We start from the raw sequence: 23,634 nt of genomic DNA, 5'->3' as shown, positions 1-23,634 counted from the left end.
AGGCCCTCCGGTGTCAACGGGTCGACGACGAGTAAGTGCAGGTGAGTACGGTACTCGCGGGCCACCGCCCTTTGCACATCGGGTTCATGGACCCGATACACAGTGTTGACCTGATTCTGTGCCGTGTTGCCCGGGGTTGTCGCCTGTGTGACGACCGTATCCCCGCGAGGCGGACGTGGCCCGAAGTAGTGGTCCTTGTCACGCGCGTACTTCGCTCTGCGTGGCGGTCCCCGTACCCGCGCCGCCACCCCCATCGTGCGCCCACTCGCCACGCCACGTCATCCCGCCGTTCCCTCCAGGGTCTCCCACACGTCACTCCCGGCCACCTACGATCAGTCCCGCTTTGTCAGGTGCAAGGCAGCGGGACATCGGGAGGAACGCCAATGGCGACGCAGGATTCGGGTCAGCAGCAGCCGGGGACGAGCCCGGGGCGCCGAGCGCTACTGGGAGCGGCGATCGCCGGTGCGGGCGCCGCCGCGGTCGGACTGCCCGGCGTGGCGAGAGCCGACGAGCGGCACGGCGGTGGACACGGCGGGCACGGCGGACATGGCGGATACGCGTCCCTGCCCGTGCCGACCGTCGTCGCGCACCGCGGCACCAGCGGCTATCGGCCGGAACACACCCTCGGCTCGTACCAGCTCGCCCTCGACATGGGCGCGCACGTCATCGAGCAGGACGTGGTGCCCACCAAGGACGGCCACCTCGTCTGCCGTCACGAGAACGACATCACGGCGACGACGGACGTCTCGGCGCACCCCGAGTTCGCGTCCCGCAAGACCACCAAGTCCGTGGACGGCGCCTCGCTCACCGGCTGGTTCACCGAGGACTTCACGCTCGCCGAGCTGAAGACGCTGCGCGCCAAGGAGCGCATCCCCGGCACCCGCCAGCGCAACACCCTCTACGACGGCCGCTGGGACGTGCCCACCCTCGAAGAGGTCTTCCGGTGGGCCGAGAAGGCGGGCCGCAAGCGCGGCAGGCCCGTCTGGCTGCACATCGAGACCAAGCACCCCACCTACTTCCGCAAGCTGGGCCTCGGTCTTGAGGAGCCCCTCGCCAAGCTCCTGCGCCGCTACGGCCGCCACAAGAAGAACTCGCCGAACTTCCTCCAGTCCTTCGAGCCCAGCAGCATCCAGCGCCTGGCCAAGCTGGTCTCCGCGCCGCGCGTCGTGCTCCTGTCGACCGCGGGCTCCCGCCCCTGGGACTTCGTCGAGGCGGGCGACCCGCGCACCGTCGCCGACCTGATCACGCCCAAAGGCCTGCGCTGGATGGCCGGCTTCGCGCAGGGCATCGGCCCGACCCTCGACCTGGTCATCCCGCGCAAGGCCGACGGCAGCCTCGGCACGCCGACCACCCTGGTCAAGGACGCGCACGCGGCGGACCTGATCCTGCACCCGTACACGATGCGCAACGAGAACACCTTCCTCCCCGCGAACTTCAGGAAGGGCACCGACCCGAACGCCTACGGCGACGCCTTCGGCGCCTTCAAGGCGTACTTCGAGACGGGCATCGACGGGATCTTCTCCGACAACTGCGACACCGCCCTGCTCGCGGCCGCGGACTTCGTCAACCGGTAAGGGCCGGGCCCCGGTTGGGGTGAGAGACGGCCGCTCCGGAAACCTCGAACCGGAGCGGCCGCGTCCCGCCGTGCATGACGTACGACCCCCTCCCCACGCTCATCCCCGCCCTGCGCCCGCTCCTCGCCGCCGAGGCGTCCGCGGAGGCGCTCGGCTCCGGCACGGACCCCGGCGACCTCGAACAGGCCGTCTGGCTGCGCCTCCTGGAGCGCCTGGAGTCCGACGGGCCGCCCGCCGACCCCGCTCTGTGGCTGCGCGGCGCCGTGCGGGCCGAGGCGCGCCTCACCCGGCGCACGAGCCGACAGGAAGCGGCGTACGCCACCGAACCCGCCGACGACACCGGGTGCGGCCCCGAGGAGCGCGCCCTGTCCGCCGACCGGAACCGCACCCTGCACGCCGCCGTGCGCAGGCTGCCCGGACGCTGCCCCGGCCTCATGGCCGCACTGCTGTCCCCCAAGGACCTCACCTACCGCGAAATCGCAGGAGAGTTGGGAATGTCACAGGGGAGTCTGGGGCCGGAACGTTCCCGTTGCCTGGGATGCCTGCGCAGAATGCTGGCGGCGGAGGTTGCGGCTCCTGCACCGTGGGGAATGGAGCGTTAGACAACCGGTGGAGCAGGTGAGCGGGAGGCATGCACACATGGGCATGAGCGTGACCATCTCGGTGGCGGCGGCAGACGATCAGGACGCCGTCGAGCAGATCCTGAAACTGCAGTACCTCTGCTACCAGAGCGAGGCCGAGATCTACGGCGACTACTCGATCGAACCCCTGACCCAGTCACTGGAGTCACTCCGGGGCGAACTGGCCGCGGGCACCGTCCTGGTGGCCCGGCTCGGCGGCGAGGTGGTGGCCTCCGTGCGCGGCACGGTCGACGCCGACGGCACGGCGCGGATCGGCAAGCTCATCGTCCACCCCAGGATGCAGCGCCACGGCCTGGGCGGCCGCCTCCTCGACGCGATCGAGCGGCGGCTCGGCGAGGGCGGCACGGCCAAGTGCTTCCAGCTCTCCGCGGGCCACCGCAGCGAGCAGAACCTCCAGCTCTACCGCAAGCACGGGTACGCGCCGGTGAGCACCCAGCACGTGAACGAACGGCTCACGGTGCTGACGCTCGCGAAGGAGGCGGCCGCGGGAACGTACGTGGCCAGCGCCTAGCGTTCCGCCGAAGCCTTCCGTGCCTTGTTCAGCCAGAAGATCGCCGTCACCGGCAGGATCACCGGGATGAAGAGGTAGCCCATCCCGAAGTCCGACCACACCGTGGCGTCCGGGAAGGCGGACGGCTCCACCAGCGTCCACGTACCCACGCCGAGCACGCCCACCAGCTCGGCGGCGCAGCACACCAGCGCCGCCGTGCGGGCCGTGGCACCGCCGCGCACCAGCGAGTACGTGATGAAGCCGTAGACGAGGCCCGCGACCGCGGACAGCGAGTACGCGAGCGGGGCCTTGTCGAAGTCCGTGGAGATCTGCACGGCCGAGCGGGACACGGCGCCGACCACCATCACGCCGTACAGCCACACCAGCAGGATGCCCGGGCCCGAGATGAGCTTCTGGCGGGTCTCGGGGGACTCGCTCTCGCCGGTCACCGTCACCTCAGCCTCCCCAGATGTCGTAGAGCCGCACTTCGAGCACGGCGAGGACCACGCCGCCCGCGGCGACCGTCAGGGAGCCCCAGCGGGTGCGCTCGGCGAGGGACATGAAGCCCGCCGCGGGCACACAGGCGAACGCGCCGATCAGATACGCCACGAAGATCGTCGTGCCCTGGTCCGCGTGCTCGCCGCGCGCGAGCTGCACGATGCCGGCGATCAGCTGGACGGCGGCCAGGAGGGTCACGACACCCATCCCGATGAAGTGCCAGTCCTTGGTCGGCTGGTCGCGGTAGGCGGCGAAACCGCACCACGCGGCGAGGGCGAGCGCGGCCACGGAGGTCGCGATCGTCAGGGCAACAAGCATGTCCGTGACTTTATTACGGGGCCTTCGGCCCGGTGCGCGCGGCCCTCGGCCCGTTGCACGGCCCCTGGGGGCGCCCCGTAGGCTCGATGATTATGAAGATCCATGCTGACGCGCTCCTGTTCGACAACGACGGCACCCTCGTCTCCTCCATGGAGTCGGTGTACCGCTGCTGGTCGCGGTGGGCGCAGGAGTACGGGATCACCGCCGAGGAGTTCGCCGAGGTCGAGCTGCACGGGCGCCCCGCCGCCGAGATCGCCGCCGACCTGCTGCCTCCGGAGAAGATCGCCGAGGCCGTCGCCCGCATCGAGGAGCTCGAGGTCTCCGACGTCGCGGGCGGTGTCGTCCTGCTGCCCGGCACCCGCGAGCTCCTGGAGTCCCTGCCCGCCGAGCGCTGGGCCGTGGTGACCTCCGCGACCCGCGCCCTGGGCGAGGCCCGGCTCGCCGAGGTCGGCCTGCGCCCCGGCCTCGTCATCGCCGCCGACGACATCACGCGCGGCAAGCCCGACCCGGAGCCCTTCCTCCTCGCCGCCGACAAGCTCGGCGTCGACCCCGCCCGCTGCGTCGTCTTCGAGGACGCCCCCGCGGGATTGCAGGCAGGCCGGGCCGCCGGCATGAAGACCGTGGCGTTGACCACAACCCACCAGGCGTCCGAGCTCCCCGCCGACCTCGCCGACGTCGTCGTCAAGGACCTCTCCGCCGTGTCCGCGCAGGTCACGGATGGCGGCGTGGAGATCGTCCTCGCCGACTGAGCCGCCCGTCACCGGCGTCCGCGGCCGTCCCACCGCTGTCCGTATACCGGACAGCGGTGGTGGACAGCGACCTCACGCGTGTTTTACTTGGGCCCATGACCACGACGAGCAGCCGCACCCCTGCGACCGAGGCGATCACGACGCCCGGTGCTCGTTGTATGTGTCGAATGTGCGCCTTCTGAGGGCCCCCGCACCACTGAAGAGCCTCGCGCCCCGAAGCGAAGCCGCTGTGCCGCGCTCCTGACCGACGCAACCGTCGTACTCAACGGAGTCGACAAGTCGACGTAGGAAGCGAGCCCGCCCCGCGCACACGTCCTCCGGTTCCACCGCACCACCACCGCGAGAACCGTGCCGCGTTCCGAACGAATGCCCCGTGCCCGGCCACCCCGCGCCGCGCACTCGACAGTGACGGAAATCCTGTGATCACCACTTCCGGCCTCACCAAGGTCTACCGCTCACGCGGTCGTGAAGTAACCGCCCTCGACGGAGTCGACCTGCACGTCCGCGAGGGCGAGGTGTACGGCGTCATCGGCCAGTCCGGCGCCGGCAAGTCCTCCCTGATCCGCTGCGTCAACCTCCTGGAGCGCCCCACCTCCGGCACCGTGACCGTCGCCGGCCAGGACCTCACCGCCCTGGCGGGCCGCGGCCCCCGCGCCGGCAAGGAACTGCGCCGGGCCCGCAACCGCATCGGCATGGTCTTCCAGCACTTCAACCTGCTGTCCTCGCGCACCGTGCAGGACAACGTCGAGCTGCCCCTGGAGATCCTCGGCCTCTCCGGCCAGGAACGCTCCCGCAAGGCCCGCGAACTCCTCGACCTGGTCGGCCTCGCCGACAAGGCGAAGTCCTACCCGGCGCAGCTCTCCGGCGGCCAGAAGCAGCGCGTCGGCATCGCCCGCGCCCTGGCCGGCGACCCGAAGGTGCTCCTCTCCGACGAGGCGACCAGCGCCCTCGACCCCGAGACCACCCGCTCCATCCTCCAGCTGCTGCGCGACCTCAACCAGCAGCTCGGCCTGACCGTCCTGCTCATCACGCACGAGATGGACGTCGTCAAGAGCGTCTGCGACTCCGCCGCCCTCATGGAGCGCGGACAGATCATCGAGTCCGGCACCGTCAGCGAGCTGCTCGCCACCCCCGGCTCCGAGCTCGCCGCCGCGCTCTTCCCGGTCAGCGGCGAAGCCACCGGCGACGACCGCACCGTCGTCGACGTGACCTTCCACGGGGAGGCCGCGACCCAGCCGGTCATCTCCCAGCTGTCGCGCACGTACAACATCGACATCTCGATCCTCGGCGCCGCGATGGACACCGTCGCGGGCAAGCAGGTCGGCCGCATGCGCATCGAGCTGCCGGGCCGCTTCGAGGAGAACGTCGTCCCCATCGGCTTCCTGCGCGAGCAGGGCCTCCAGGTCGACATCGCGGGCGAAGACGCCGCACCCACGCCGAAGGACGCGACGCTGCTGATCAAGGAAGGTGCCAAGTGACCTGGTCGGAGATGCAGCCCCTGCTGGAGCAGGCCTGTTGGGACACCCTCTACATGGTGGGCTGGTCGACGCTGATAGCCGTCGTCGCCGGGCTGCCGCTCGGCGTGCTGCTCGTCCTCAGCGAGCGCGGCGGACTGCTGCAGAACGCCTTCCTCAACAAGGTCATCGGGCAGATCGTGAACATCGCCCGCTCGATGCCCTTCATCATCCTGATGGTCGCCCTGATGGGCTTCACGCGCTGGGTCACCGGCACCACGATCGGCCGCGAGGCCGCCCTCGTGCCGCTCGCCGTCGGCGCCATCCCGTTCTTCGCGCGGCTGGTCGAGACCTCCATCCGTGAGGTCGACGGCGGACTCGTCGAGGCCGTGCAGTCGATGGGCGGCTCCACCTGGACCGTCGTACGCAAGGTCCTCGTCCCCGAGTCGCTGCCCTCGCTGATCTCGGGCGCCACCACCACCATCGTCGCGCTCATCGGCTACTCCGCCATGGCGGGCACGGTCGGCGGCGGCGGCCTCGGCGACCTCGCCCTGCGCTACGGCTACCAGCGCTTCGAGACCGAGCTGATGTGGATCACCGTGGCGGTCCTCGCCGTGGTCATCTCGATCATCCAGTTCATCGGCGACTACGCGGCCCGCCGCCTGCACAAGCGCGGCGGCGGCTCGGGCCCGCTGCTGCTGTTCCGGCCGCTGCGGGGCGTACTGCCCGGCACCGCCGCCGCCGAATCGGGCACCAAGACCGGCTGACGCAGCGGTCACCAGGACTTCCCCGCGCACCCCGCGGGGCTGCACCACCCATGGAGAAAGGCACTTTTCGTGCGTAACACCGCCAAGATCACCACCGCTGTCCTCGCCGCCGGAGCCCTCACCCTCGGGCTCACCGCCTGCGGCTCCGACAAGGGCTCCGCCGCCGACAAGGACGGCAAGCTCATCGTCGCCGCGACGCCGATGCCGCAGGGCGAGATCCTGGACTACGTCCAGAAGAACCTCGCCAAGAAGGCCGGTCTCGACCTCGAGGTGAAGGAATTCACCGACTACATCACGCCGAACACGGCCGTGGAGCAGGGCGAGGTCTTCGCCAACTACTTCCAGCACAAGCCGTACCTGGACGACTTCAACAAGAAGCGCGGCACCGACATCGTGCCCGTCCCGGGAGCCACGGTTCACCTGGAGCCGCTCGGCGTCTACTCGAACAAGGTCAAGAAGCTCGGTGAGCTGAAGAACGGCGCCACCATCGCCATTCCGAACGACACCACCAACGAGGCCCGCGCGCTCAAGCTCCTCGCGGACAACGGCATCATCGAGCTCAAGAAGGGCGTGGGCTACGAGGCCACCCCCAAGGACATCGCCAAGAACCCCAAGAACATCCAGTTCAAGGAGCTCGAAGCCCCCACGGTGCCCCGCACCCTGAGCGATGTCGACGCCGCGGTGATCAACGGCAACTACGCGCTGGAGGCCAAGCCCGCCCTCAGCCCCGCCAAGGACGCCATCGTCGCCGAGCCCGCCAAGGGCAACCCCTACGGCAACTTCCTCGCCGTGAAGAAGGGCGACGAGAACGACCCGCGCGTGAAGAAGCTCGCCAAGCTCCTCACCTCGCCCGAGGTCAAGAAGTTCATCGACGAGAAGTACGACGGCGCCGTCGTCGCGGCGTTCTGACCGTGCGTACGTCCGCCATCGCCGCCGCGGCGGGGACCCTGGCCCTCGCGCTCGGCCTCACCGCGTGCGGCGCGGACGACCGGAGCGACAGCACGCTCGTGGTCGGCGCCACGCCGACCCCGGCCGGCGAGGTCCTCACGTACATCCAGCAGAACCTGGCGAAGAAGGAAGGACTCGACCTCAGGATCACGGAGTTCACGGACTACGTCACGCCGAACACCGCGCTCCAAGAGGGGTCCCTCGACGCCAACCTGTACCAGCACACCCCGTACCTCGAGGACTTCAACAAGTCCAAGAAGACGGACCTCGTGCCGGTCACCGAGGTGTACCTGCCCCCCATGGGCGTGTACTCGCACAAGATCAAGGACATCGCGAAGCTCCCCGCGGGAGCGACCGTCGGCGTCCCGAACGACACGACCAACGAGGGACGGGCGCTCCAGCTGCTCGCCTCCAAGGGCCTCATCGGGCTCAAGAAGGGCGTCGGCGGCACCGCGACGCCCCAGGACATCACGTCCAACCCGAAGAAGCTCACCGTCAAGGCGCTCGAACCGGCGCAGCTGCCGCGCTCGCTCGACGACCTCGACGCGGCGGTCATCAACAACAACTACGCGCTCGACGCCGACCTCAGCCCCAAGGAGGACGCCATCCTCCTGGAGTCGTCGAAGGGCAATCCCTACAACAACGTCCTCGCCGTCCAGAAGGGCGACAAGGACGACCCGCGGGTGCGCAAGCTGGCGAAACTGCTCCGCTCACCCGAGGTGAAGAAGTTCATCGAGGACAAGTACAAGGGATCCGTCCTGCCCGTCGAGGCGGCCTGAACGGCCTCCCGCGCGCGTGACACCAACGGGGTCCTCTCCCGCACCGGGAGAGGACCCCGTGGTGCGTCTGTGCCCGTGCATGCTGCATGCTGGGCACTTCAGAAGACCGAAAGGTGAAGGTCCTTCAGGTCTATGAAGGGTATGGAGCGGCGCATGACTACAGCCTCCTCGGGCACAGCGGGCACATCGGGGTTCCCCGAAATCTCCATCAGCACGGAGCGGTTGGTGCTGCGCCCTCTCGAAGAGGCGGACGTCCCCGCGTACGCGGAGATGATGAACGACGAACTCGTCACGGCCTGGACCTCCGTGCCCCAGCCCTACACCGAGGCCGTCGCGCGCGACTGGATCGCACGCCGCGCCCCCGCCGAACGCTCCGAGGGCCGCGGCATCGTCCTCGCCGTCACCGAGTTCCTCACCCAGCGGCTTGTCGGCATCATCCAACTCCGGGGCACCGACTGGCGGGTGCGCTCCACCGAACTGAGCTACGTCGTCGCCCCCTGGGCCCGCGGCGAGGGGTACGCGTCCGAGGCCGCGCTCGCCACCGCCCAGTGGCTGTTCCACGACCAGAAGTTCGAACGCATCGAGCTGCGCACCGCCGCCGACAACACCGCCGCCCAGCAGGTCGCACAGAAGATCGGCTGCATCAGCGAGGGCGTCCTGCGCGGCGCCTGGATAGCACGCACGAGAAACGGCGGCGACCCGTTCGGCGGCTGGCTCGAGCTGCGCACCGACCTCATCGTGTGGAGCCTGCTCCCCGAGGACCTCGAAGGCGTCTCCGAGAGCCTCGCCGACAGCGGATTCTCCGCCTACTCCGACTGGAACTGACTCCGGTCCCAGCGGGTACGCTCGCCTGGTCCGGTGCCCTGCCCCACCCCGCAGCCGCCGCCCCGCACTGACGACCCGCGAGAACCCAGGAGACAGACGACGATGGCCGACCGGGTCACGGTGATCGGCTGGGACGGCACGCCGCTGACCGCCGCGGCACGCTCCGCGCTGAGCGCCGCGACGCTCGTGGCGGGCGCCGCCCACCACCTGGCACTCGACGAGGTCCCCGCCCGCGCCGAAAGGATCCGCCTCGGCAGCGTGGGCCTCGCCGCCCGCCGCATCGCCGCCCACCGCGGCACCGCCGTCGTACTCGCCGACGGCGACCCCGGCTTCTTCGGCGTCGTACGCACCCTGCGCGCCCCCGAATTCGGCCTGGAGGTCGAAGTGGTGCCCGCCGTCTCCTCCGTCGCCCAGGCCTTCGCCCGCGCGGGCATGCCGTGGGACGACGCCGAGGTCGTGGTCGCCCACCGCCGCACCCTGCGCCGCGCCGTGAACGTCTGCCGCGCCCACCCCAAGGTCGCCGTCCTCACCTCGCCCGGCGCGGGCCCCGCCGAACTCGGCCTGCTGCTCCAGGACGTCCACCGCACCTTCGTGATCTGCGAGGAGCTCGGCACCGAACGCGAGCAGGTCTCCGTCGTCACCTCCGAGAAGGCCGCCGACCACAGCTGGCGCGACCCGAACGTCGTCATCGTCATCGGCGGCGCCGCCGCGGCCGCCGACACCGGCTGGATCATGGGTCGCGAACCGGGCGCCGGCCCGCGCGGCTGGGCGCTGCCCGCCGCGGAGTACGGCGGCGACATCTGGCTCGGCGAGGGCGAGAGCGACCGGCTGCGGGCCGCGCAACTCGCGCGCCTGGGGCCCCGCGTGGGCGACCTGGTCTGGGACATCGGCTGCGGCAGCGGCGCCTTCACCGCGGAGGCCGCCCGCTTCGGTGCCGCGGTGATCGCCGTCGACAGCGACCCCGACGCCCTCGGCCGCACGACCGCCGCCGTCCGCCGCTTCGGCGTCCAGGCGCAGACCGTGCACGGCATCGCCCCGCACGTCCTCGAGGACCTGCCCGAACCCGATGTCGTACGCGTCGGGGGCGGGGGAGCCGCGGTGGTCTCCGCGGTCGCCGACCGCCGCCCGGAGCGCATCGTGACGCACGCCGCGACACGCGACGCCGCCGAACTCATCGGCAGGGACCTCAGCGAGCACGGATACGCCGTCGAGTGCGCCCTCCTGCAATCCGTGGAGCTCGACACACGGGCGTGGCGCGAGGAGAAGCGGACCGTGGTGTTCCTGCTCTCCGGGCGGTTGCCCGACCGTTCCCCGTGACCCTGCCGGCGTGCGGTGCGGGGTAGGCTGGCCGATTGTTGTACTGCACCCGGGTGCCACGGAGTTCGTTGGCCGATGTCCGGAAAGCTCACCCGATTTCGGGGGGTGTGTGGTACGGCATGACCGGAGGATGCGCAACGTGGCGCAGTCCACAGCGGGCCGTGGCCGATCAACCTGCCACGGCGGCGGACCGACAGGGACAATGCCTGTTGTCCGGTGCGCGGTTCGTGCCGCGGGACGCACACGCTCGTTGAGGATGACGGGCGGTCGGTGCGCCGCTCCGGGCAATGGGACCTCCCCGGCCGAAGGCTGCGGGGCGGTCGAAGAAGCACTAACCGATGGGCGAGGGGTTACGCATGACCGACACCGGCCAGGTCCCGGGTGAGGGACTGCCGGAGGGCGCAGGCAATGATGTGCCGTCCGGGCCCGTGCAGGGCATGGGGGCGCAGCAGCCGGGCGTTCCCGCTCCGGGTGCGTATCCCTATGCCGACCCCGCCGCCGTTCCTGTCGCAGCACCTGCCGCAGCTCCCGCCGACGAGGACGACCTGCTGCTGATGCCGGGCGCCCAGGGCGCGTGGGGCGAGGGTCTCGCGGCGCAGGGCGGATACGCGGGCCAGCCGGCGCACGCCGCCCACCAGCCGGGACCGCACGAGACGTCCGGCAGGGACAGCGGTTCGGTCGACCTCAACGGCGTCCGGCTGCCCGGCTCCATGCCCGCACCGTCCCACCCGGGCCCCGCCCGTCGTCCGCTGCACCACGGCCCGTCGGGCCCGGCCGTGCCGGATGGCTCCGGGAGCCCGGTGCGCTCGCTCGCGGACCGCGGGCCCGCGCCGACCCGTCACGCGGGTCCGCCGACCGGACCCGAGTACCTCGACATCCCCCGCGACGACGCGGGGCTGCCGCTGCCGGGCCCGCAGCTCGGTGAGATCCCGCCGCAGGGCGGGACGCCGTGGGGGTCCCCGCAGGAGCAGACCGCGCCGGAGGCGTACGCCGCACCAGCAGAAACGGTCGTCCCGCAGGTCCCGCAGGCCACGGAGGGCGCGGAGGGCGCGGTCGCCACGGAGGTCCCCGTCGGCACAGGGGCCCCTGACGTCGCGGGTGACGCATCCGTCGCATCGGCCCCACAGACCACAGAAGCGCCGCAGGCGCAGGACTCCGTGCCCTTCGCGCTTCCCACTGAGGCGCCCGAGGCGCCCGTAGCGTCCCAGGCGCCCGTGGCCGCCCCCGTGGACGCCCCCGCCTTCCCGCACGCCGCGGACGCCGGAGCCGGTCAGGCCGACCCGGTGGCGCAGCAGGGTGCCGATCTCGGCCAGGTCCCCTCGGAGGAGCAGCAGTTCTCCGTGGCGGAGCAGCCCGTGTTCGCGCAGGCCGTGCCCGCCGGTGTCGGGCAGCCCGCGTTCGCCGTCGCCTCCGCCCAGCCGTGGGACGGCGCGCAGCTTCCGCACGCCCCCGAGGCCGTACAGCCCGGCTTCGCCCCGGAGGCACGGCACGCCGCGCCGGGCCCGCACCACCCCGAGGGGCAGCCCGCGCAGGGCCCTGCCGCACCCGTGGACGCCCCGCTTCCCGGCGGCCTCGACGGCGCCCAAGACCCCGCGCCCATCGGCCGGTTCGTGCCGGTGGACGGCACGGTCCCGACCACGCCCCACCTGGCCCCGACACCGCCGCACCCGCTGGTCGTCCCCCAGGAGGCCCCGGCCGTGCAGCCCGTCCCCGAGGCCGAGGGCGCGGAGGCCACGGAGGGCGCGCCCTCCGAGGCGGCACCCGCCCCGACCGCGGAGACCGTGACAGCGGAAGCTCCGGCGGCATCGGCATCGGCATCGGCATCGGCTCCGGCCCCGGAAGCCGTGGCAACCGAAGCCCCGGTCGCCGAGCCCGCCACCCCGGCGGAGGCCCCCGAAGTCTCTGTAGCCCCCGAAGCGCCCGCGAACCCCGACGTGACCCCGGAGGCGGCCCAGCAGCCCGCCGCCACCGTCACCGTCCCCGCCCCGCGCGACGGCGCTCAGCCCACGGCACAGCCCGACGCCGTGCCGGACGAGGCGGCGCCCGAAGCGGCGCTCGGCGCGACGCCCGAGGTCACGGAGACCCCCCAGGTCCCGCCCGTCTCCGGTGTGCCCCGTATTGTCTCCTCTGCGGCGGCTCCGACCGAGTTCCCGGCCGCCCCCGAGACGGCCGACCCGGCCGACGAGTTGGACGAGGCCGACGAAGTCATCTCGTTCGAACCGATCGAAGCGAACGAAGTGACCGAAGTGGCCGAAGCACCTGAGATGGCCGAAGCGCCTGAAGCAGCCGTACCGGCTGCCGCAGTACCCGCGCCCGCGCCCGCCCCCCTGCCCGACCCCGAGGACGCCACGGGCCATGAGGGCCCCGAGGCCCTCGCCCCCGTCGCCGCGGTGGCAGCCCCCGAGGCAGCTGACGATCCGGACGCCGACGCCCCGGAGATCCTGATGGTCGCGCCCGCCGAGGCCGTGGGCGCCCCGGCACCCGAGGCACGCGCCGAGGGCGACGCCGAAGCCGGGACGGCCGCCGAAGCGCAGCACGCCCCGGACCTCGCCGAGCCCGTCGCGTCCCCCGGCACCGCCGCTCCCGGCTACGCCGACGCCGAGCGTGAGGCCGTCCTGCGCGTCATGCGCGAGCGCCGCGACATCCGCAACGGCTTCCGCAACGACGCCATCCCGCACGAGGTGCTGCTCCGCGTCCTGGAGGCCGCGCACACCGCCCCGTCGGTCGGCCACTCCCAGCCCTGGGACTTCGTCGTCATCAAGTCCGCCGAGACCCGGCGCTCGATGCACGAACTGGCCACGCGCCAGCGCGACGCGTACGCCAAGTCCCTCCCCAAGGGCCGCGCGAAGCAGTTCAAGGAACTGAAGATCGAGGCCATCCTCGACACCCCGGTGAACATCGTCGTCACCGCCGACCCCACCCGTGGCGGCCGCCACACCCTCGGCCGGCACACCCAGCCGCAGATGGCCCCCTATTCCTCGGCGCTCGCCGTCGAGAACCTCTGGCTCGCCGCACGCGCCGAGGGCCTCGGCGTCGGCTGGGTCAGCTTCTTCGACGAGCGCGAGATGGTCCGCGCCCTCGGCCTGCCCGAGCACCTCGAAGTCGTCGCCTACCTCTGCGTGGGCTACGTCGACGAGTTCCCGGACGAGCCCGAGCTGATGCAGGCCGGCTGGTCCAAGCGCCGCCCGCTCTCCTGGGTCGTCCACGAGGAGACGTACGGCCGTCGTGCCCTGCCCGGCGAGGACCCGCACGACCTGCTCGCCGAGACCGTCGCCAACATCCGCCCGCTGGACGCCAAGGCGCTCGGCGAGGCGTGGGAACGGCAGAAGCGGATGACGAAGCCGCCGGGCGCCCTCGGCATGCTGGAGATCATCTCCGCCCAGCTCTCCGGCCTCTCCCGGATGTGCCCGCCGCCCATCCCGGAGCCCGCGGCCGTCGCGATCTTCGCGGGCGACCACGGCGTGCACGCCCAGGGCGTCACCGCCTGGCCCCAGGAGGTGACCGCGCAGATGGTCGCCAACTTCCTCGGCGGCGGCGCGGTCTGCAACGCCTTCGCCAACCAGGTGGGCGCCGAGGTCTGCGTCATCGACGTCGGCGTGGCGAGCGAACTGCCCGCCACCCCCGGCCTGCTGCCCCGCAAGGTCCGCGCGGGCACGGCCGACATGACGACCGGACCCGCCCTGACCCGGGAAGAGGTCAAGGCGGCCATCGAGGTCGGCATCGAGACGGCCCGCGACCTCGTGGCGGCGGGCAACAAGGCGCTGCTGACGGGTGAGATGGGCATCGCGAACACCACCGCGTCCGCAGCCCTCATCTCGGTCTACACGGACACGGACCCCGCCGAGGTCACCGGGCGCGGTACAGGCATCAACGACGAGATGCACACCCGCAAGGTCGAGGTCGTACGCCGCGCCCTGGACCTGCACCAGCCCGACCCCGCGGACCCGGTCGGCGTCCTCGCGGCCATCGGCGGCCTGGAGCACGCTGCGATGGTGGGCCTCCTCCTCGGCGGCGCGTCCCTGCGTACGCCGGTGATCCTGGACGGCGTCAGCGCCGGCGCCGCCGCCCTGGTGGCCCGCGCCATCGCCCCCGAGGTCCTCGCGGCCTGCATCGCGGGACACCGCAGCGCGGAGCCCGGCCACGTGGCGGCCCTCAACAAGCTGGGCCTGCGCCCCCTGGTCGACCTGGACCTCCGCCTCGGCGAGGGAACGGGCGCGCTCCTGGCCCTGCCGGTCGTCCAGAGCGCGGCCCGCGCCATGCACGAGGTGGCCACCTTCGACTCGGCGGGCGTCACCGAGAAGTAGTGCCCGAGCCGGAGGACTGTTCCGGCAATTCGGGATCGGGCGGGGCTCGGGGGAGAACCCCGGCCCCGCCCCAGCCATACTGAACCCGCACGTCAAAGGGCCGCTCCAGCGTCGCAGCGGCAGCCGTAACGCCCGTACGAGGAGCCACCCCGCCATGGCCGAAAACCCCGCCTACCCCGTTGGCCTCCGCCTGACCGGCCGCCGCGTCGTCGTCCTCGGCGGCGGCCAGGTCGCCCAGCGCCGCCTCCCGGCCCTCATCAAGGCGGGCGCGGCCATCACCCTCGTATCCCCCTCGGCCACGCCCTCCGTGGAAGCGATGGCCGACGCGGGCGAGCTCACCTGGACCCGGCGCAGGTACGAGGAGGGCGACCTCCAGGACGCCTGGTACGCCCTGATCGCCACCAGCGACGCGGAGGCGAACACCCGGGCCTCCGCCGAGGCCGAGGCCCACCGCGTGTGGTGCGTCCGCTCCGACGACGCCGAAGAGGCCACCGCCTGGACCCCGGCCACCGGCCGCTCCGAGGGCGTCACGATCGCCGTCCTCTCCTCCGACATCAACGACCGCGACCCCCGCCGCACCGCCGCCATCCGCGACGCGGTCGTCGAGGGCCTGCGCGACGGCAGCCTCGTCGCCCCGCACCTGCGCACCCGCACCCCCGGCGTCGCCCTCGTCGGCGGCGGGCCCGGCGACCCCGACCTGATCACGGTCCGCGGCCGCCGCCTGCTCGCCGCCGCGGACGTCGTCATCGCGGACCGCCTCGGCCCCCGCGACCTCCTCGACGAGCTGCCGCCGCACGTCGAGATCATCGACGCCGCCAAGATCCCGTACGGCCGTTTCATGGCCCAGGAGGCCATCAACAACGCTCTGATCGAGCACGCCAAGCAGGGCAAGGCCGTCGTCCGCCTGAAGGGCGGCGACCCCTACGTCTACGGCCGCGGCATGGAGGAGCTCCAGGCGCTCGCGGAGGCGGGCATCACCTGCACCGTCGTACCCGGCATCTCCAGCTCGATCTCGGTCCCCTCGGCGGCGGGCATCCCCGTCACCCACCGCGGCGTCGCCCACGAGTTCACGGTGGTCAGCGGCCACGTGGCCCCGGACGACGAGCGCTCCCTGGTCGACTGGCAGTCCCTGGCCAAGCTGCGCGGCACCCTCGTGGTCCTCATGGGGGTCGACAAGATCGGCAAGATCGCGGCGGCCCTGATCGCCTACGGCAAGTCCGCCGACACCCCGCTCGCCCTGATCCAGGAGGGCACGACGGCCGCCCAGCGCCGCGTCGACGCGACACTCGGCACGGTCGCGGAGGCGGTCCGCACCCACGAGGTGAAGCCCCCCGCTGTCATCGTCATCGGCGACGTCGTGAAGGTCGGCCCCCAGCCCCTCGCGTGACGCCCGGCCCCGCCCACTCCCAAGTAACCAGCGGTAACGGAACCGGTCCGCAGCCGTTGGCACCACACCCAGGACAAGGCAGTATCACCCTGTGGCTGATCTCATCACCGTCGACGACCCCGACGACCCGCGCCTGCGCGACTACACAGGCCTTACCGACGTCGAGCTGCGCCGCAAGCGCGAACCGGCCGAAGGCCTGTTCATCGCGGAGGGCGAGAAGGTCATCAGACGGGCCAAGGACGCCGGGTACGAGATGCGGTCGATGCTGCTCTCGGCCAAGTGGGTCGACGTCATGCGCGATGTCATCGACGAGCTCCCGGCCCCGGTGTACGCGGTCAGCCCCGACCTCGCCGAGCGGGTCACCGGCTACCACGTGCACCGCGGTGCCCTCGCCTCCATGCAGCGCAAGCCCCTGCCCACCGCCGACGAGCTCCTCGCGACCACGCGCCGCGTGGTCGTCATGGAGGCGGTCAACGACCACACCAACATCGGTGCGATCTTCCGCTCGGCCGCCGCGCTCGGCATGGACGCGGTGCTGCTCTCCCCGGACTGCGCGGACCCGCTGTACCGCCGCTCGGTGAAGGTCTCGATGGGCGCCGTCTTCTCGGTGCCGTACGCCCGTCTGGAGTCCTGGCCCAAGGGCCTCGAAGGCGTACGCGAGGCAGGCTTCAACCTCCTCGCGCTCACCCCGGACGAGAAGGCGAAGTCCCTGGACGAGGCGGCGCCGCACCGCATGGACCGCGTGGCGCTGATGCTCGGCGCCGAGGGCGACGGCCTCTCCACCCAGGCGCTGGTCGCCGCCGACGAATGGGTCCGCATCCCGATGGCCCACGGCGTGGACTCGCTCAACGTGGGCGCGGCGGCGGCGGTCGCGTTCTACGCGGTGGCGACGGGCCGCCCGCGGCTCTGATCAGTCGCGGGGATCGTGCTGTACCGGACCGATCGGCCCGCTCTGCTGTGACCGCTGCTGGTGTACGCCCGTGTCGCCGAGGCTCCGTGCGGGCCCCTGGCATCCCTGCGCCGCCGCGATGCCGAGTGCCACCAGCAGCGTCACGACCACGAACACGAAGATCCGCTGACGCAGCAGCCGCGGATTGGCGGGACCCCTGCGGCCCGTCCCCTTGGTGCGCGGCCCCGGACGTCCGGCGCCGCCGCGCGTCGTGTTGCGGGGCCCCGAAGGCCGGGAGCCGGACCGCGGGACGCCGGTACGAGAGGCTCCGGTCCGGGAAGGACCAGTCCGTGCCGACCCCGTCCGTGAGGACCCCGTCCGCGACGCCCCCGTCCGTGACGACCCGGTCCGCGACGCCCCCGTCCGTGACGACCCGGTCCGGGACGCGCCGGACCGCGGCGGGGGAGTGGCGCCGGGCGCCGCACGCCGCTGCGTGCGCTCGTCCAGATAGCTCTCGGCGAGCCGGCCGGTGGGACGGTCGTGGTCCTGGCGGGGTGCGGGCGGCCGGACATCGCTGATCCCCTGCGCCTCCCGGGCGGCGATCTCCTTCAGTCGCAGCGAAAGCTGCAGCGTGCTGGGCCGTTCCTCCGGGTCCTTGGCCAGGCAGGCCCTGATGAGCGGTGCGAGCGCGTCGGGCACACCGTGCAGCTGCGCCTCTTCGTGCACCACCCGGTAGAGCATGACCTCGGAACTGCCGTGCCCGAAGGGCGAGTCCGCCATGCCCGCGTAGGCGAGCGTGGCGCCGAGCGCGAAGACGTCGGTGGCGGGGGTGACGGCGGCGCCGCGCACCTGCTCGGGGGCGAGGAAGCCGGGGGACCCCACGGCGGTCCCGACATGCGTCAGCGTCGAGGCGCCGGTGGCCCACGCGATCCCGAAGTCGATGATCCGCGGCCCCTTGGGGGACAGCAGGATGTTGGACGGCTTGAGGTCACGGTGGACGACACCGGCCTCGTGCACGGCCACGAGCCCCTCGGCCAGCGCCGAACCGACCACGGCCACGTCGGCCGCGGAGAGCGGGCCCTCGGCGGCGACCTTGTCGTGCAGGGAGGGCCCGGGGACGTACTGCGTGGCGAACCACGGCCGGTCCGCGTCGAGGTCGGCGGCGACGAGCCGCGCGGTACAGCCACCCCTGATCCGGCGTGCGGCGGAGACCTCACGGGCGAACCGTGACCGGAACTCCTGATCCTCCGCCAGGTCGGGCCGGATCACCTTGAGGGCGACGCGCTGCCCCCGCCGGTCCGACCCCAAATAGACGACCCCCATGCCGCCGGCGCCCAGGCGCCTGTGCAGCCTGAACGAGCCGACGACACGCGGGTCCTCGCGCCGGAGCCGCATCATCGCCATGTCCATCCCCGCTACCCGGTCCGTCTGACGAGCCACAGCTTACGTTTCCGCGGCCGGGCACGTGCAGAGGCCGCGCCCTCGCGGGGCGATCGATTGTCAGTGCCGGGTGGGAAACTTGAAGAGTGGTCAGAGGACGGGGGAGCCACGGCCGTTGTCGCGGCCCGGCACCTCAACCATCCGTCGCTGAAGGGGGATTGATCCCGTGAAGGGTGATCGCGTGGAGATAGTCGTGGATGCCGGAGACACGACTCGGACGTACGAAGTGGTGGCGAGCAGGGCGGGTCGCCGGGTGGAGACGGCGGTGCGCAGGGGAGTGGTGGAAGTGAGCGAAGTCACCCGTAGCGGCTCGGTGGTCCGCACGGCGCGGTTCATGGCCACGCGGGTCCTGGCCCTGGTCGAGCAACCGGTCCCCAGGGAGGACTCCTCCGAGGTCAAGGCCGTCCCCTCAGGGTCTTCCCCGAGTCCTAGGACCACGTCCTAGGCCCCCATCTCCACCCACGGGAGTACGTGCGTGTCGATCGGTCATCCTCCGGGAGGCCAGGCATTCGGTACGAGGGCATGACGCCCGGCAGGTCCCGCGGACCTAGATTTGAGGTCAAGCGGCGGGTGGAGCACTCGTCCCCCGAGGTCAGACACTCGCCGCTTGCCAAAACCACATCGAAGCGGTCAGGAGAGGAATCATGGCGGACACGGCACCGCGGACCATGATCCGCACGCAAGGGCGCAGGTTCTCCGCGTTCGGCGTCCGCCCGTCCGGCACGCGTCATCCTCTGGTGGCGACGGCCATGGTCCTCCCCCTGGCAGCCCTGCTCGTGGTCGTCTTCGGCGGCTGGGAGGCAGTGGTCACACAAGCGTCGTCCGTGGGCGTGATGCTGGGGCGCTGAGCGGCGCTCCAGGCCCGGAAGAGCGGTCCGGGCGGGGACATCCGGCCATGAAACCCCGTGGGGACGGGGGTGCGGCGGACGGCAGAATGCCCGCGCAGCTGGGGAGCTGCGCGGGCATTGCCATGTCTGGCGGGGCGCCCAACGGATCCACGACGTCCCCGGCGCCCGAAAGTCCACCTCGCAGGGGACGGCGAACGTCGGGTGCCGGGGTCAGACTTCAGCACCTGCACGCCAGCAGCGGGGTCCACCCTGGCACGCGAGAAGCCCACTCCATCGGGGGGGCGGGCGCCGGGCCCATCCCGGCTCCCGGCACGCCGCATGCTCACTTCGCCGGGTATCGAGTGCGCCGAGTCCGCCCGCCTTCGCCGGGCCTGCCGGGTGCCGAGGGTGTCCCCCCCCGGGTGGGCCCGCGGCACGCAGTCGCGGGAGACATGAGCCCGGGCCCCGCCCGGGTGCGTACGCTTCGGGCGTGTTCTTTTCGATCGCCTACGGAGTTTCGTGACCGCCGCCGTTCTCGCCGCCCTTGCCGACTCCGCGCGTGCCGTCGCCCACCCCCTCCCCGGAGGGGCCTGTGTCTGTGGGGACAGGGACGCCGTGCTCGCGGACAGGGCGGATGCCAGCGTCGTCCGGCACGGGGACGTCGTCGCCAAGGCGCACGCCGCGGACACCGACCCCGCGGAGCTCGCCGTACGGCTCGACGTGGCCACCCGCATCCCCGATGTCCTGCTCGCTCCCCTCGCCCCCGCCGCCGCCCCTCTCCACGGCCGCCTCGTCACGTTCTGGCCGCACGGGACCCCCGTCGACCGCGACGATCCCGATTCCGCCCCGTGGGAGGCCGCCGGCGCTCTCCTCGCCCGGCTCCACGCCGCCCCGCTGCCGCACTCGCTGCCGCCCATGCGGGGTCCCGCCAAGGCGGCCAGGGCCGTGGCGCGGCTCCGCGCCGCCGGGCCGCACGTGGGGGCGTCGGCCGTCCTGCGCGCCTGGGCGGGGCTCCCGCCCTGGGCCCGCGCGGAGGCGCCCGCGCCCCGGCCCCCGAGCCTGTGCCACGGCGACCTCCACCTCGGGCAACTCGTACGCGCCCCCGAAGGCCACTGGCTGCTCATCGACGTGGACGACCTCGGGGCGGGCGATCCCGCGTGGGACCTCGCCCGGCCCGCCGCGTGGTTCGCGTGCGGGCTGCTGTCCCCGGAGGAGTGGGCCCGCTTCCTGGACGCCTACCGGGGCGCCCGCGGCCCCGCCGTCCCGCTCGACGGCGCCGACCCCTGGCCCGCTCTCGACGTCCCGGCCCGCGCCCTCACCGTGCAGACCGCGGCCCTCGCGATCACCAAGGCCGTCGCGGCCCACCGCCCCCTGGACGAAGTCGAACAAGCCCTGGTGGACGCGTGCGCGCGCATGAGCGGAGTCGAGGTCCGCCCGCCGGAGTTGGCACCGGACGCCACGAAGTAGGGTGCAACGCACCGAAGCCGGGCAGTCTCCCGGCGAAGCAGTCACCACCGGCGAGGAGTTGAGCCGTCCATGCAGTGCCCCAAGTGTCACGCACCGATGCACACGTACAACCGCAATGGCGTCCAGATCGAGCAGTGCAACGGCTGCCGCGGCATATTCCTGGACTACGGCGAGCTGGAGTCCCTGACCCGCCTGGAGGCCCAGTGGGGCCAGCAGGCCCCGCCGCCGCCCGTCCCGCCGGCCGCCCCCCAGGGCTACCCCGCGGCCCCGGCCCCCGCCTGGGGTGCCCCGCACGGCGGTCACACCGGCCACGGCGGTCACTACGGCCACAAGCGTCACAAGAGCTTTGGGCACATGCTCTTCTCGTCGTAAGCCGCTTTGCGACACGACGAAGCCCCGGCCGTGGAGACGACCGGGGCTTCGTGTGGATGGTGCGCGATACTGGGATTGAACCAGTGACCTCTTCCGTGTCAGGGAAGCGCTCTCCCGCTGAGCTAATCGCGCAGGTGAACCTGCGTGTGCTGCGTACTGCGTGCGCGATACTGGGATTGAACCAGTGACCTCTTCCGTGTCAGGGAAGCGCTCTCCCGCTGAGCTAATCGCGCGGGACGACCTTCATGAAGATGATCTTCTCGAAGATCCAGTGGACGATACTGGGATTGAACCAGTGACCTCTTCCGTGTCAGGGAAGCGCTCTCCCGCTGAGCTAATCGTCCTTGGAGGTGGAGACGGGATTTGAACCCGTGTAGACGGCTTTGCAGGCCGTTGCCTCGCCTCTCGGCCACTCCACCAGGAGTATGGGGGTTCGGGAAGATCCCCCACTTTCCTGCGAGCGGACGACCAGGTTCGAACTGGCGACCTCAACCTTGGCAAGGTTGCGCTCTACCAACTGAGCTACGTCCGCTTGTCTTTCCCGGTCCGCTTGCGCGTCCCGGCGACGTGTTGAACTCTAGCGGATTCCTGGGCCAGTACAAAAACGCGTTTGCGCAGCGTGCTGCGCTGTCCCTGGTCCAGGGCGCCCCCGGCGCACCGGTCATAGACTCGCAGCCGTGCACAACCCCCCTCTGACTACGTCTCCCGCGCTCCCTCCCATGGCGCGCTTCGGCCGTCTCGTGGCCACCGGGCTACGCGACGTGACCAGCGATCCCGCGGCCCTGGACTCCACCGGCTTCTGGGCGGTGTCCGCGGATTTCGAGGGGGGCATGGTCTGCGCCCGCTTCGACGACGTGCGCGAGGAAGCCGTGCCCGCCCCCGTCCCGGGCGGGTGGCACGGCCCAGCCGCCGGGGACTGGACGTCGTCCCTCGACCGGGCCGCGTACACGGAGGGCGTACGGCGGGTGCGCGCGTACATAGCCGCCGGCGAGGTCTACCAGGCCAACCTCTGCCGCGTCCTGTCCGCGCCCGTCCCCGCCGACGCCGACGTGGACGCCCTGACCGCCCTCCTCGCGCGCGGGAACCCCGCCCCGTACGCGGGAACGATCCGGCTGCCCGAGCACGGCGTGGAGCTCGCCACCGCCTCTCCCGAGCTCTTCCTGCGCCGCGACGGGCGACACGTGGAGTCGGGCCCCATCAAGGGCACGGGCCGCACCGAGGCGGACCTCCTGGAGAAGGACTACGCCGAGAACGTCATGATCGTGGACCTCGTCCGCAACGACCTCGGCCGCGTCTGCGCCACCGGCTCCGTGACCGTCCCCGACCTCTGCGTGGTCGAGAAGCACCCCGGACTCGTCCACCTCGTCTCCACCGTCGCTGGTGACTTGCCCCCCGGTGCGGGCTGGCCCGAGCTGTTCGAGGCAGTGTTCCCGCCCGGCTCCGTCACCGGCGCCCCCAAGTCCAGCGCCCTGCGGATCATCGACGAGCTGGAGACGGCGCCCCGCGGCCCGTACTGCGGCGGCATCGGCTGGGTCGACGCCGACCGGGGGACGGGGGAGCTCGCTGTAGGGATCCGTACCTTCTGGATCGACAGGGGCGCGGGTGCGCTGCGCTTCGGCACGGGAGCGGGCATCACCTGGGGCTCGGACCCCGAAGGGGAGTGGCGGGAGACCGAGCTGAAGGCCGCGCGGCTGCTGGCGGTAGCGTCGGGCGCATACGCAGCGAGCGAAGGAAACCCAACGTGAAGATCTGGCTCAATGGCGGGCTGCAGGACGTCGACGACGCCCGCGTCTCCGTGCTCGACCACGGGCTGACGGTGGGCGACGGCATTTTCGAGACGGTGAAGTCGGTCGAGGGCCGCCCCTTCGCCCTGACCCGCCACCTGGCCCGGCTCGCGCAGTCGGCCCGCGGCCTCGGGCTGCCCGAACCGGACCTCGACGAGGTGCGCCACGCCTGCGCCGCCGTCCTCGACGCCAACCCGCTCCCGCTCGGCCGCCTCCGGATCACCTACACCGGCGGCCTCTCACCGCTCGGCTCCGACCGCGGCGACCAGGGCACCACGCTCGTCGTCGCCCTCGGCGAGGCCAAGCAGCGCCCCGACACCACCGCGGTGATCACCGTCCCCTGGACCCGCAACGAACGCGGCGCCCTGACCGGCCTGAAGACCACCTCGTACGCGGAGAACGTCGTCGCTCTGGCCCGCGCGCACGAACACGGCGCCACGGAAGCCCTCTTCGCCAACACCGTCGGACAGCTCTGCGAAGGCACGGGCTCCAACGTCTTCGTCGTGCTCGACGGCGAGATCCACACCCCGCCGGTCGCCTCCGGCTGCCTCGCGGGCATCACCCGCGCGCTGGCCGTCGAGTGGACGGGCGCACGCGAGACCGACCTGCCGCTCGACGTCCTGGACCGCGCCGACGAGGTCTTCCTGACGTCGACGCTGCGCGACGTGCAGGGCGTGCACCGTGTCGACGACCGCCAACTTCCCGCCGCTCCGGGCCCGGTGACCGCCAAGGCGATGCGGATCTTCGACGAGCGCGCCGCCGACGACCTGGACCCGTAGGACCGCGAGCCCTTGAGACCGTAAG

Annotated in this window: 22 protein-coding genes and 5 tRNA genes; 19 read left to right on the top strand and 8 right to left on the bottom strand. The window is 72.1% G+C overall.

Annotation, left to right across the window (positions count from 1 at the left end; translation table 11 throughout):
• Positions 1–383 precede the first annotated feature (383 nt).
• The 3 genes from NOO62_RS07765 to NOO62_RS07755 all read left to right on the top strand — a co-directional run bounded on the left by NOO62_RS07765 (position 384) and on the right by NOO62_RS07755 (position 2,726).
• Entirely contained in the window at positions 384–1,574 is a 1,191-nt protein-coding gene (locus NOO62_RS07765) for a glycerophosphodiester phosphodiesterase (RefSeq protein ID WP_268770162.1), read from the top strand.
• A gap of 74 nt (positions 1,575–1,648) precedes the next feature.
• Positions 1,649–2,176 (top strand): sigma-70 family RNA polymerase sigma factor, encoded by a 528-nt coding sequence (locus tag NOO62_RS07760; protein ID WP_268770161.1) that lies wholly within the window; start codon positions 1,649–1,651, stop codon positions 2,174–2,176.
• A gap of 37 nt (positions 2,177–2,213) precedes the next feature.
• Entirely contained in the window at positions 2,214–2,726 is a 513-nt protein-coding gene (locus NOO62_RS07755; RefSeq protein ID WP_268770160.1) for a GNAT family N-acetyltransferase, read from the top strand.
• Here the strand turns inward: NOO62_RS07755 and NOO62_RS07750 are convergent.
• Both NOO62_RS07750 and NOO62_RS07745 read right to left on the bottom strand, forming a co-directional pair.
• Positions 2,723–3,160 carry a hypothetical protein gene (locus NOO62_RS07750; RefSeq protein WP_398979300.1) on the bottom strand — a complete coding sequence of 146 codons (438 nt, stop codon included), beginning with the start codon at positions 3,158–3,160 and terminating at the stop codon, positions 2,723–2,725. The two genes, NOO62_RS07755 and NOO62_RS07750, sit on opposite strands and share 4 nt — an antisense overlap.
• A gap of 1 nt (position 3,161) precedes the next feature.
• Positions 3,162–3,521: a hypothetical protein gene (locus tag NOO62_RS07745; RefSeq protein ID WP_268770159.1), complete on the bottom strand. Its 360-nt coding sequence runs from the start codon at positions 3,519–3,521 to the stop codon at positions 3,162–3,164.
• 92 nt (positions 3,522–3,613) lie between these two features.
• Here NOO62_RS07745 and NOO62_RS07740 point away from each other — a divergent pair, with 92 nt between their 5' ends.
• The 10 genes from NOO62_RS07740 to NOO62_RS07695 all read left to right on the top strand — a co-directional run bounded on the left by NOO62_RS07740 (position 3,614) and on the right by NOO62_RS07695 (position 16,961).
• Positions 3,614–4,270 carry an HAD family hydrolase gene (locus NOO62_RS07740; RefSeq protein WP_268770158.1) on the top strand — a complete coding sequence of 219 codons (657 nt, stop codon included), beginning with the start codon at positions 3,614–3,616 and terminating at the stop codon, positions 4,268–4,270.
• A 419-nt stretch (positions 4,271–4,689) separates the two neighbouring features.
• On the top strand, positions 4,690–5,748 hold the full coding sequence (locus tag NOO62_RS07735) for a methionine ABC transporter ATP-binding protein (protein ID WP_268770157.1): 1,059 nt from the start codon (positions 4,690–4,692) through the stop codon (positions 5,746–5,748).
• A complete protein-coding gene (locus NOO62_RS07730) occupies positions 5,745–6,491 on the top strand; it encodes a methionine ABC transporter permease (protein ID WP_268770156.1) in 747 nt (248 codons plus the stop codon). Before NOO62_RS07735 ends, NOO62_RS07730 begins: the two co-directional genes overlap by 4 nt.
• A 69-nt stretch (positions 6,492–6,560) precedes the next feature.
• Positions 6,561–7,400 (top strand): MetQ/NlpA family ABC transporter substrate-binding protein, encoded by an 840-nt coding sequence (locus tag NOO62_RS07725; RefSeq protein WP_268770155.1) that lies wholly within the window; start codon positions 6,561–6,563, stop codon positions 7,398–7,400.
• Positions 7,401–7,402: 2 nt separating this feature from the next.
• Entirely contained in the window at positions 7,403–8,218 is an 816-nt protein-coding gene (locus NOO62_RS07720; RefSeq protein ID WP_268770154.1) for a MetQ/NlpA family ABC transporter substrate-binding protein, read from the top strand.
• 141 nt (positions 8,219–8,359) lie between these two features.
• Positions 8,360–9,043: a GNAT family N-acetyltransferase gene (locus NOO62_RS07715; RefSeq protein WP_398979458.1), complete on the top strand. Its 684-nt coding sequence runs from the start codon at positions 8,360–8,362 to the stop codon at positions 9,041–9,043.
• Positions 9,044–9,145: 102 nt separating this feature from the next.
• Positions 9,146–10,360 carry a precorrin-6y C5,15-methyltransferase (decarboxylating) subunit CbiE gene (cbiE, locus tag NOO62_RS07710; protein WP_268770152.1) on the top strand — a complete coding sequence of 405 codons (1,215 nt, stop codon included), beginning with the start codon at positions 9,146–9,148 and terminating at the stop codon, positions 10,358–10,360.
• Between the two features lie 356 nt (positions 10,361–10,716).
• Positions 10,717–14,664: a nicotinate-nucleotide--dimethylbenzimidazole phosphoribosyltransferase gene (cobT, locus tag NOO62_RS07705; protein ID WP_268770151.1), complete on the top strand. Its 3,948-nt coding sequence runs from the start codon at positions 10,717–10,719 to the stop codon at positions 14,662–14,664.
• Positions 14,665–14,818: 154 nt separating this feature from the next.
• Positions 14,819–16,051, top strand: coding sequence for a uroporphyrinogen-III C-methyltransferase (gene cobA, locus NOO62_RS07700; protein WP_268770150.1), 1,233 nt, complete (start codon positions 14,819–14,821; stop codon positions 16,049–16,051).
• A gap of 91 nt (positions 16,052–16,142) precedes the next feature.
• Positions 16,143–16,961 (top strand): TrmH family RNA methyltransferase, encoded by an 819-nt coding sequence (locus NOO62_RS07695; RefSeq protein WP_268770149.1) that lies wholly within the window; start codon positions 16,143–16,145, stop codon positions 16,959–16,961.
• Here the strand turns inward: NOO62_RS07695 and NOO62_RS07690 are convergent, their stop codons facing one another.
• Positions 16,962–18,350 carry a serine/threonine-protein kinase gene (locus NOO62_RS07690; protein WP_268775504.1) on the bottom strand — a complete coding sequence of 463 codons (1,389 nt, stop codon included), beginning with the start codon at positions 18,348–18,350 and terminating at the stop codon, positions 16,962–16,964. It abuts the gene before it with no gap.
• Between the two features lie 196 nt (positions 18,351–18,546).
• Between NOO62_RS07690 and NOO62_RS07685 the strand changes: the two genes are divergently transcribed.
• The 4 genes from NOO62_RS07685 (at position 18,547) to NOO62_RS07670 (ending at position 21,046) form a co-directional block, all read left to right on the top strand.
• Positions 18,547–18,825, top strand: coding sequence for a hypothetical protein (locus NOO62_RS07685; protein WP_150165703.1), 279 nt, complete (start codon positions 18,547–18,549; stop codon positions 18,823–18,825).
• A gap of 199 nt (positions 18,826–19,024) precedes the next feature.
• Positions 19,025–19,228 carry a hypothetical protein gene (locus NOO62_RS07680; RefSeq protein ID WP_055569527.1) on the top strand — a complete coding sequence of 68 codons (204 nt, stop codon included), beginning with the start codon at positions 19,025–19,027 and terminating at the stop codon, positions 19,226–19,228.
• 498 nt (positions 19,229–19,726) lie between these two features.
• Positions 19,727–20,674 carry an aminoglycoside phosphotransferase family protein gene (locus NOO62_RS07675; RefSeq protein WP_268770148.1) on the top strand — a complete coding sequence of 316 codons (948 nt, stop codon included), beginning with the start codon at positions 19,727–19,729 and terminating at the stop codon, positions 20,672–20,674.
• A gap of 69 nt (positions 20,675–20,743) precedes the next feature.
• The gene (locus NOO62_RS07670; RefSeq protein WP_268770147.1) at positions 20,744–21,046 is read left to right on the top strand and encodes a zf-TFIIB domain-containing protein; all 303 of its coding nucleotides are present in this window, start codon (positions 20,744–20,746) and stop codon (positions 21,044–21,046) included.
• A 57-nt stretch (positions 21,047–21,103) separates the two neighbouring features.
• On the opposite strand, the gene NOO62_RS07665 is transcribed toward NOO62_RS07670, so the two are convergent.
• The 5 genes from NOO62_RS07665 to NOO62_RS07645 form a co-directional block, all read right to left on the bottom strand.
• Positions 21,104–21,178: transfer RNA gene (locus NOO62_RS07665), tRNA-Val, on the bottom strand.
• Positions 21,179–21,207: 29 nt separating this feature from the next.
• Positions 21,208–21,279: transfer RNA gene (locus tag NOO62_RS07660), tRNA-Val, on the bottom strand.
• Positions 21,280–21,318: 39 nt separating this feature from the next.
• Positions 21,319–21,390, bottom strand: a tRNA-Val gene (locus NOO62_RS07655).
• A gap of 1 nt (position 21,391) precedes the next feature.
• Positions 21,392–21,465: transfer RNA gene (locus tag NOO62_RS07650), tRNA-Cys, on the bottom strand.
• A gap of 40 nt (positions 21,466–21,505) precedes the next feature.
• Positions 21,506–21,578 (bottom strand) — tRNA-Gly (locus NOO62_RS07645).
• A gap of 187 nt (positions 21,579–21,765) precedes the next feature.
• On the opposite strand from NOO62_RS07645, the gene NOO62_RS07640 reads away from it, so the two are divergent.
• Together NOO62_RS07640 and NOO62_RS07635 are read left to right on the top strand one after the other, a co-directional pair.
• Entirely contained in the window at positions 21,766–22,791 is a 1,026-nt protein-coding gene (locus NOO62_RS07640; RefSeq protein WP_268770146.1) for a chorismate-binding protein, read from the top strand.
• Positions 22,788–23,609, top strand: coding sequence for an aminotransferase class IV (locus tag NOO62_RS07635; protein WP_268770145.1), 822 nt, complete (start codon positions 22,788–22,790; stop codon positions 23,607–23,609). The genes NOO62_RS07640 and NOO62_RS07635 overlap by 4 nt, the downstream gene beginning before the upstream one ends.
• The last annotated feature ends 25 nt before the right edge of the window (positions 23,610–23,634 follow it).

This window comes from Streptomyces sp. Je 1-369, assembly GCF_026810505.1.
In the GTDB taxonomy this organism is placed as follows: Bacteria; Actinomycetota; Actinomycetes; order Streptomycetales; family Streptomycetaceae; genus Streptomyces.
The sequence above is the reverse complement of the archived record's forward strand: the minus strand, read 5'-3'. Positions and strand labels throughout refer to the sequence as shown.

Excerpts from the sequence above, each read along its gene's own strand:
- cbiE (WP_268770152.1), top strand. The coding sequence starts at position 9,146 with ATGGCCGACCGGGTCACGGTGATCGGCTGGGACGGCACGCCGCTGACC.
- NOO62_RS07765 (WP_268770162.1), top strand. The coding sequence starts at position 384 with ATGGCGACGCAGGATTCGGGTCAGCAGCAGCCGGGGACGAGCCCGGGG.
- NOO62_RS07680 (WP_055569527.1), top strand. The coding sequence starts at position 19,025 with ATGGCGGACACGGCACCGCGGACCATGATCCGCACGCAAGGGCGCAGG.
- NOO62_RS07760 (WP_268770161.1), top strand. The coding sequence starts at position 1,649 with ATGACGTACGACCCCCTCCCCACGCTCATCCCCGCCCTGCGCCCGCTC.
- cobT (WP_268770151.1), top strand. The coding sequence starts at position 10,717 with ATGACCGACACCGGCCAGGTCCCGGGTGAGGGACTGCCGGAGGGCGCA.
- NOO62_RS07740 (WP_268770158.1), top strand. The coding sequence starts at position 3,614 with ATGAAGATCCATGCTGACGCGCTCCTGTTCGACAACGACGGCACCCTC.
- NOO62_RS07670 (WP_268770147.1), top strand. The coding sequence starts at position 20,744 with ATGCAGTGCCCCAAGTGTCACGCACCGATGCACACGTACAACCGCAAT.
- NOO62_RS07640 (WP_268770146.1), top strand. The coding sequence starts at position 21,766 with ATGGCGCGCTTCGGCCGTCTCGTGGCCACCGGGCTACGCGACGTGACC.
- NOO62_RS07715 (WP_398979458.1), top strand. The coding sequence starts at position 8,360 with ATGGAGCGGCGCATGACTACAGCCTCCTCGGGCACAGCGGGCACATCG.
- NOO62_RS07690 (WP_268775504.1), bottom strand. The coding sequence starts at position 18,350 with ATGGACATGGCGATGATGCGGCTCCGGCGCGAGGACCCGCGTGTCGTC.
- cobA (WP_268770150.1), top strand. The coding sequence starts at position 14,819 with ATGGCCGAAAACCCCGCCTACCCCGTTGGCCTCCGCCTGACCGGCCGC.
- NOO62_RS07755 (WP_268770160.1), top strand. The coding sequence starts at position 2,214 with ATGGGCATGAGCGTGACCATCTCGGTGGCGGCGGCAGACGATCAGGAC.
- NOO62_RS07745 (WP_268770159.1), bottom strand. The coding sequence starts at position 3,521 with ATGCTTGTTGCCCTGACGATCGCGACCTCCGTGGCCGCGCTCGCCCTC.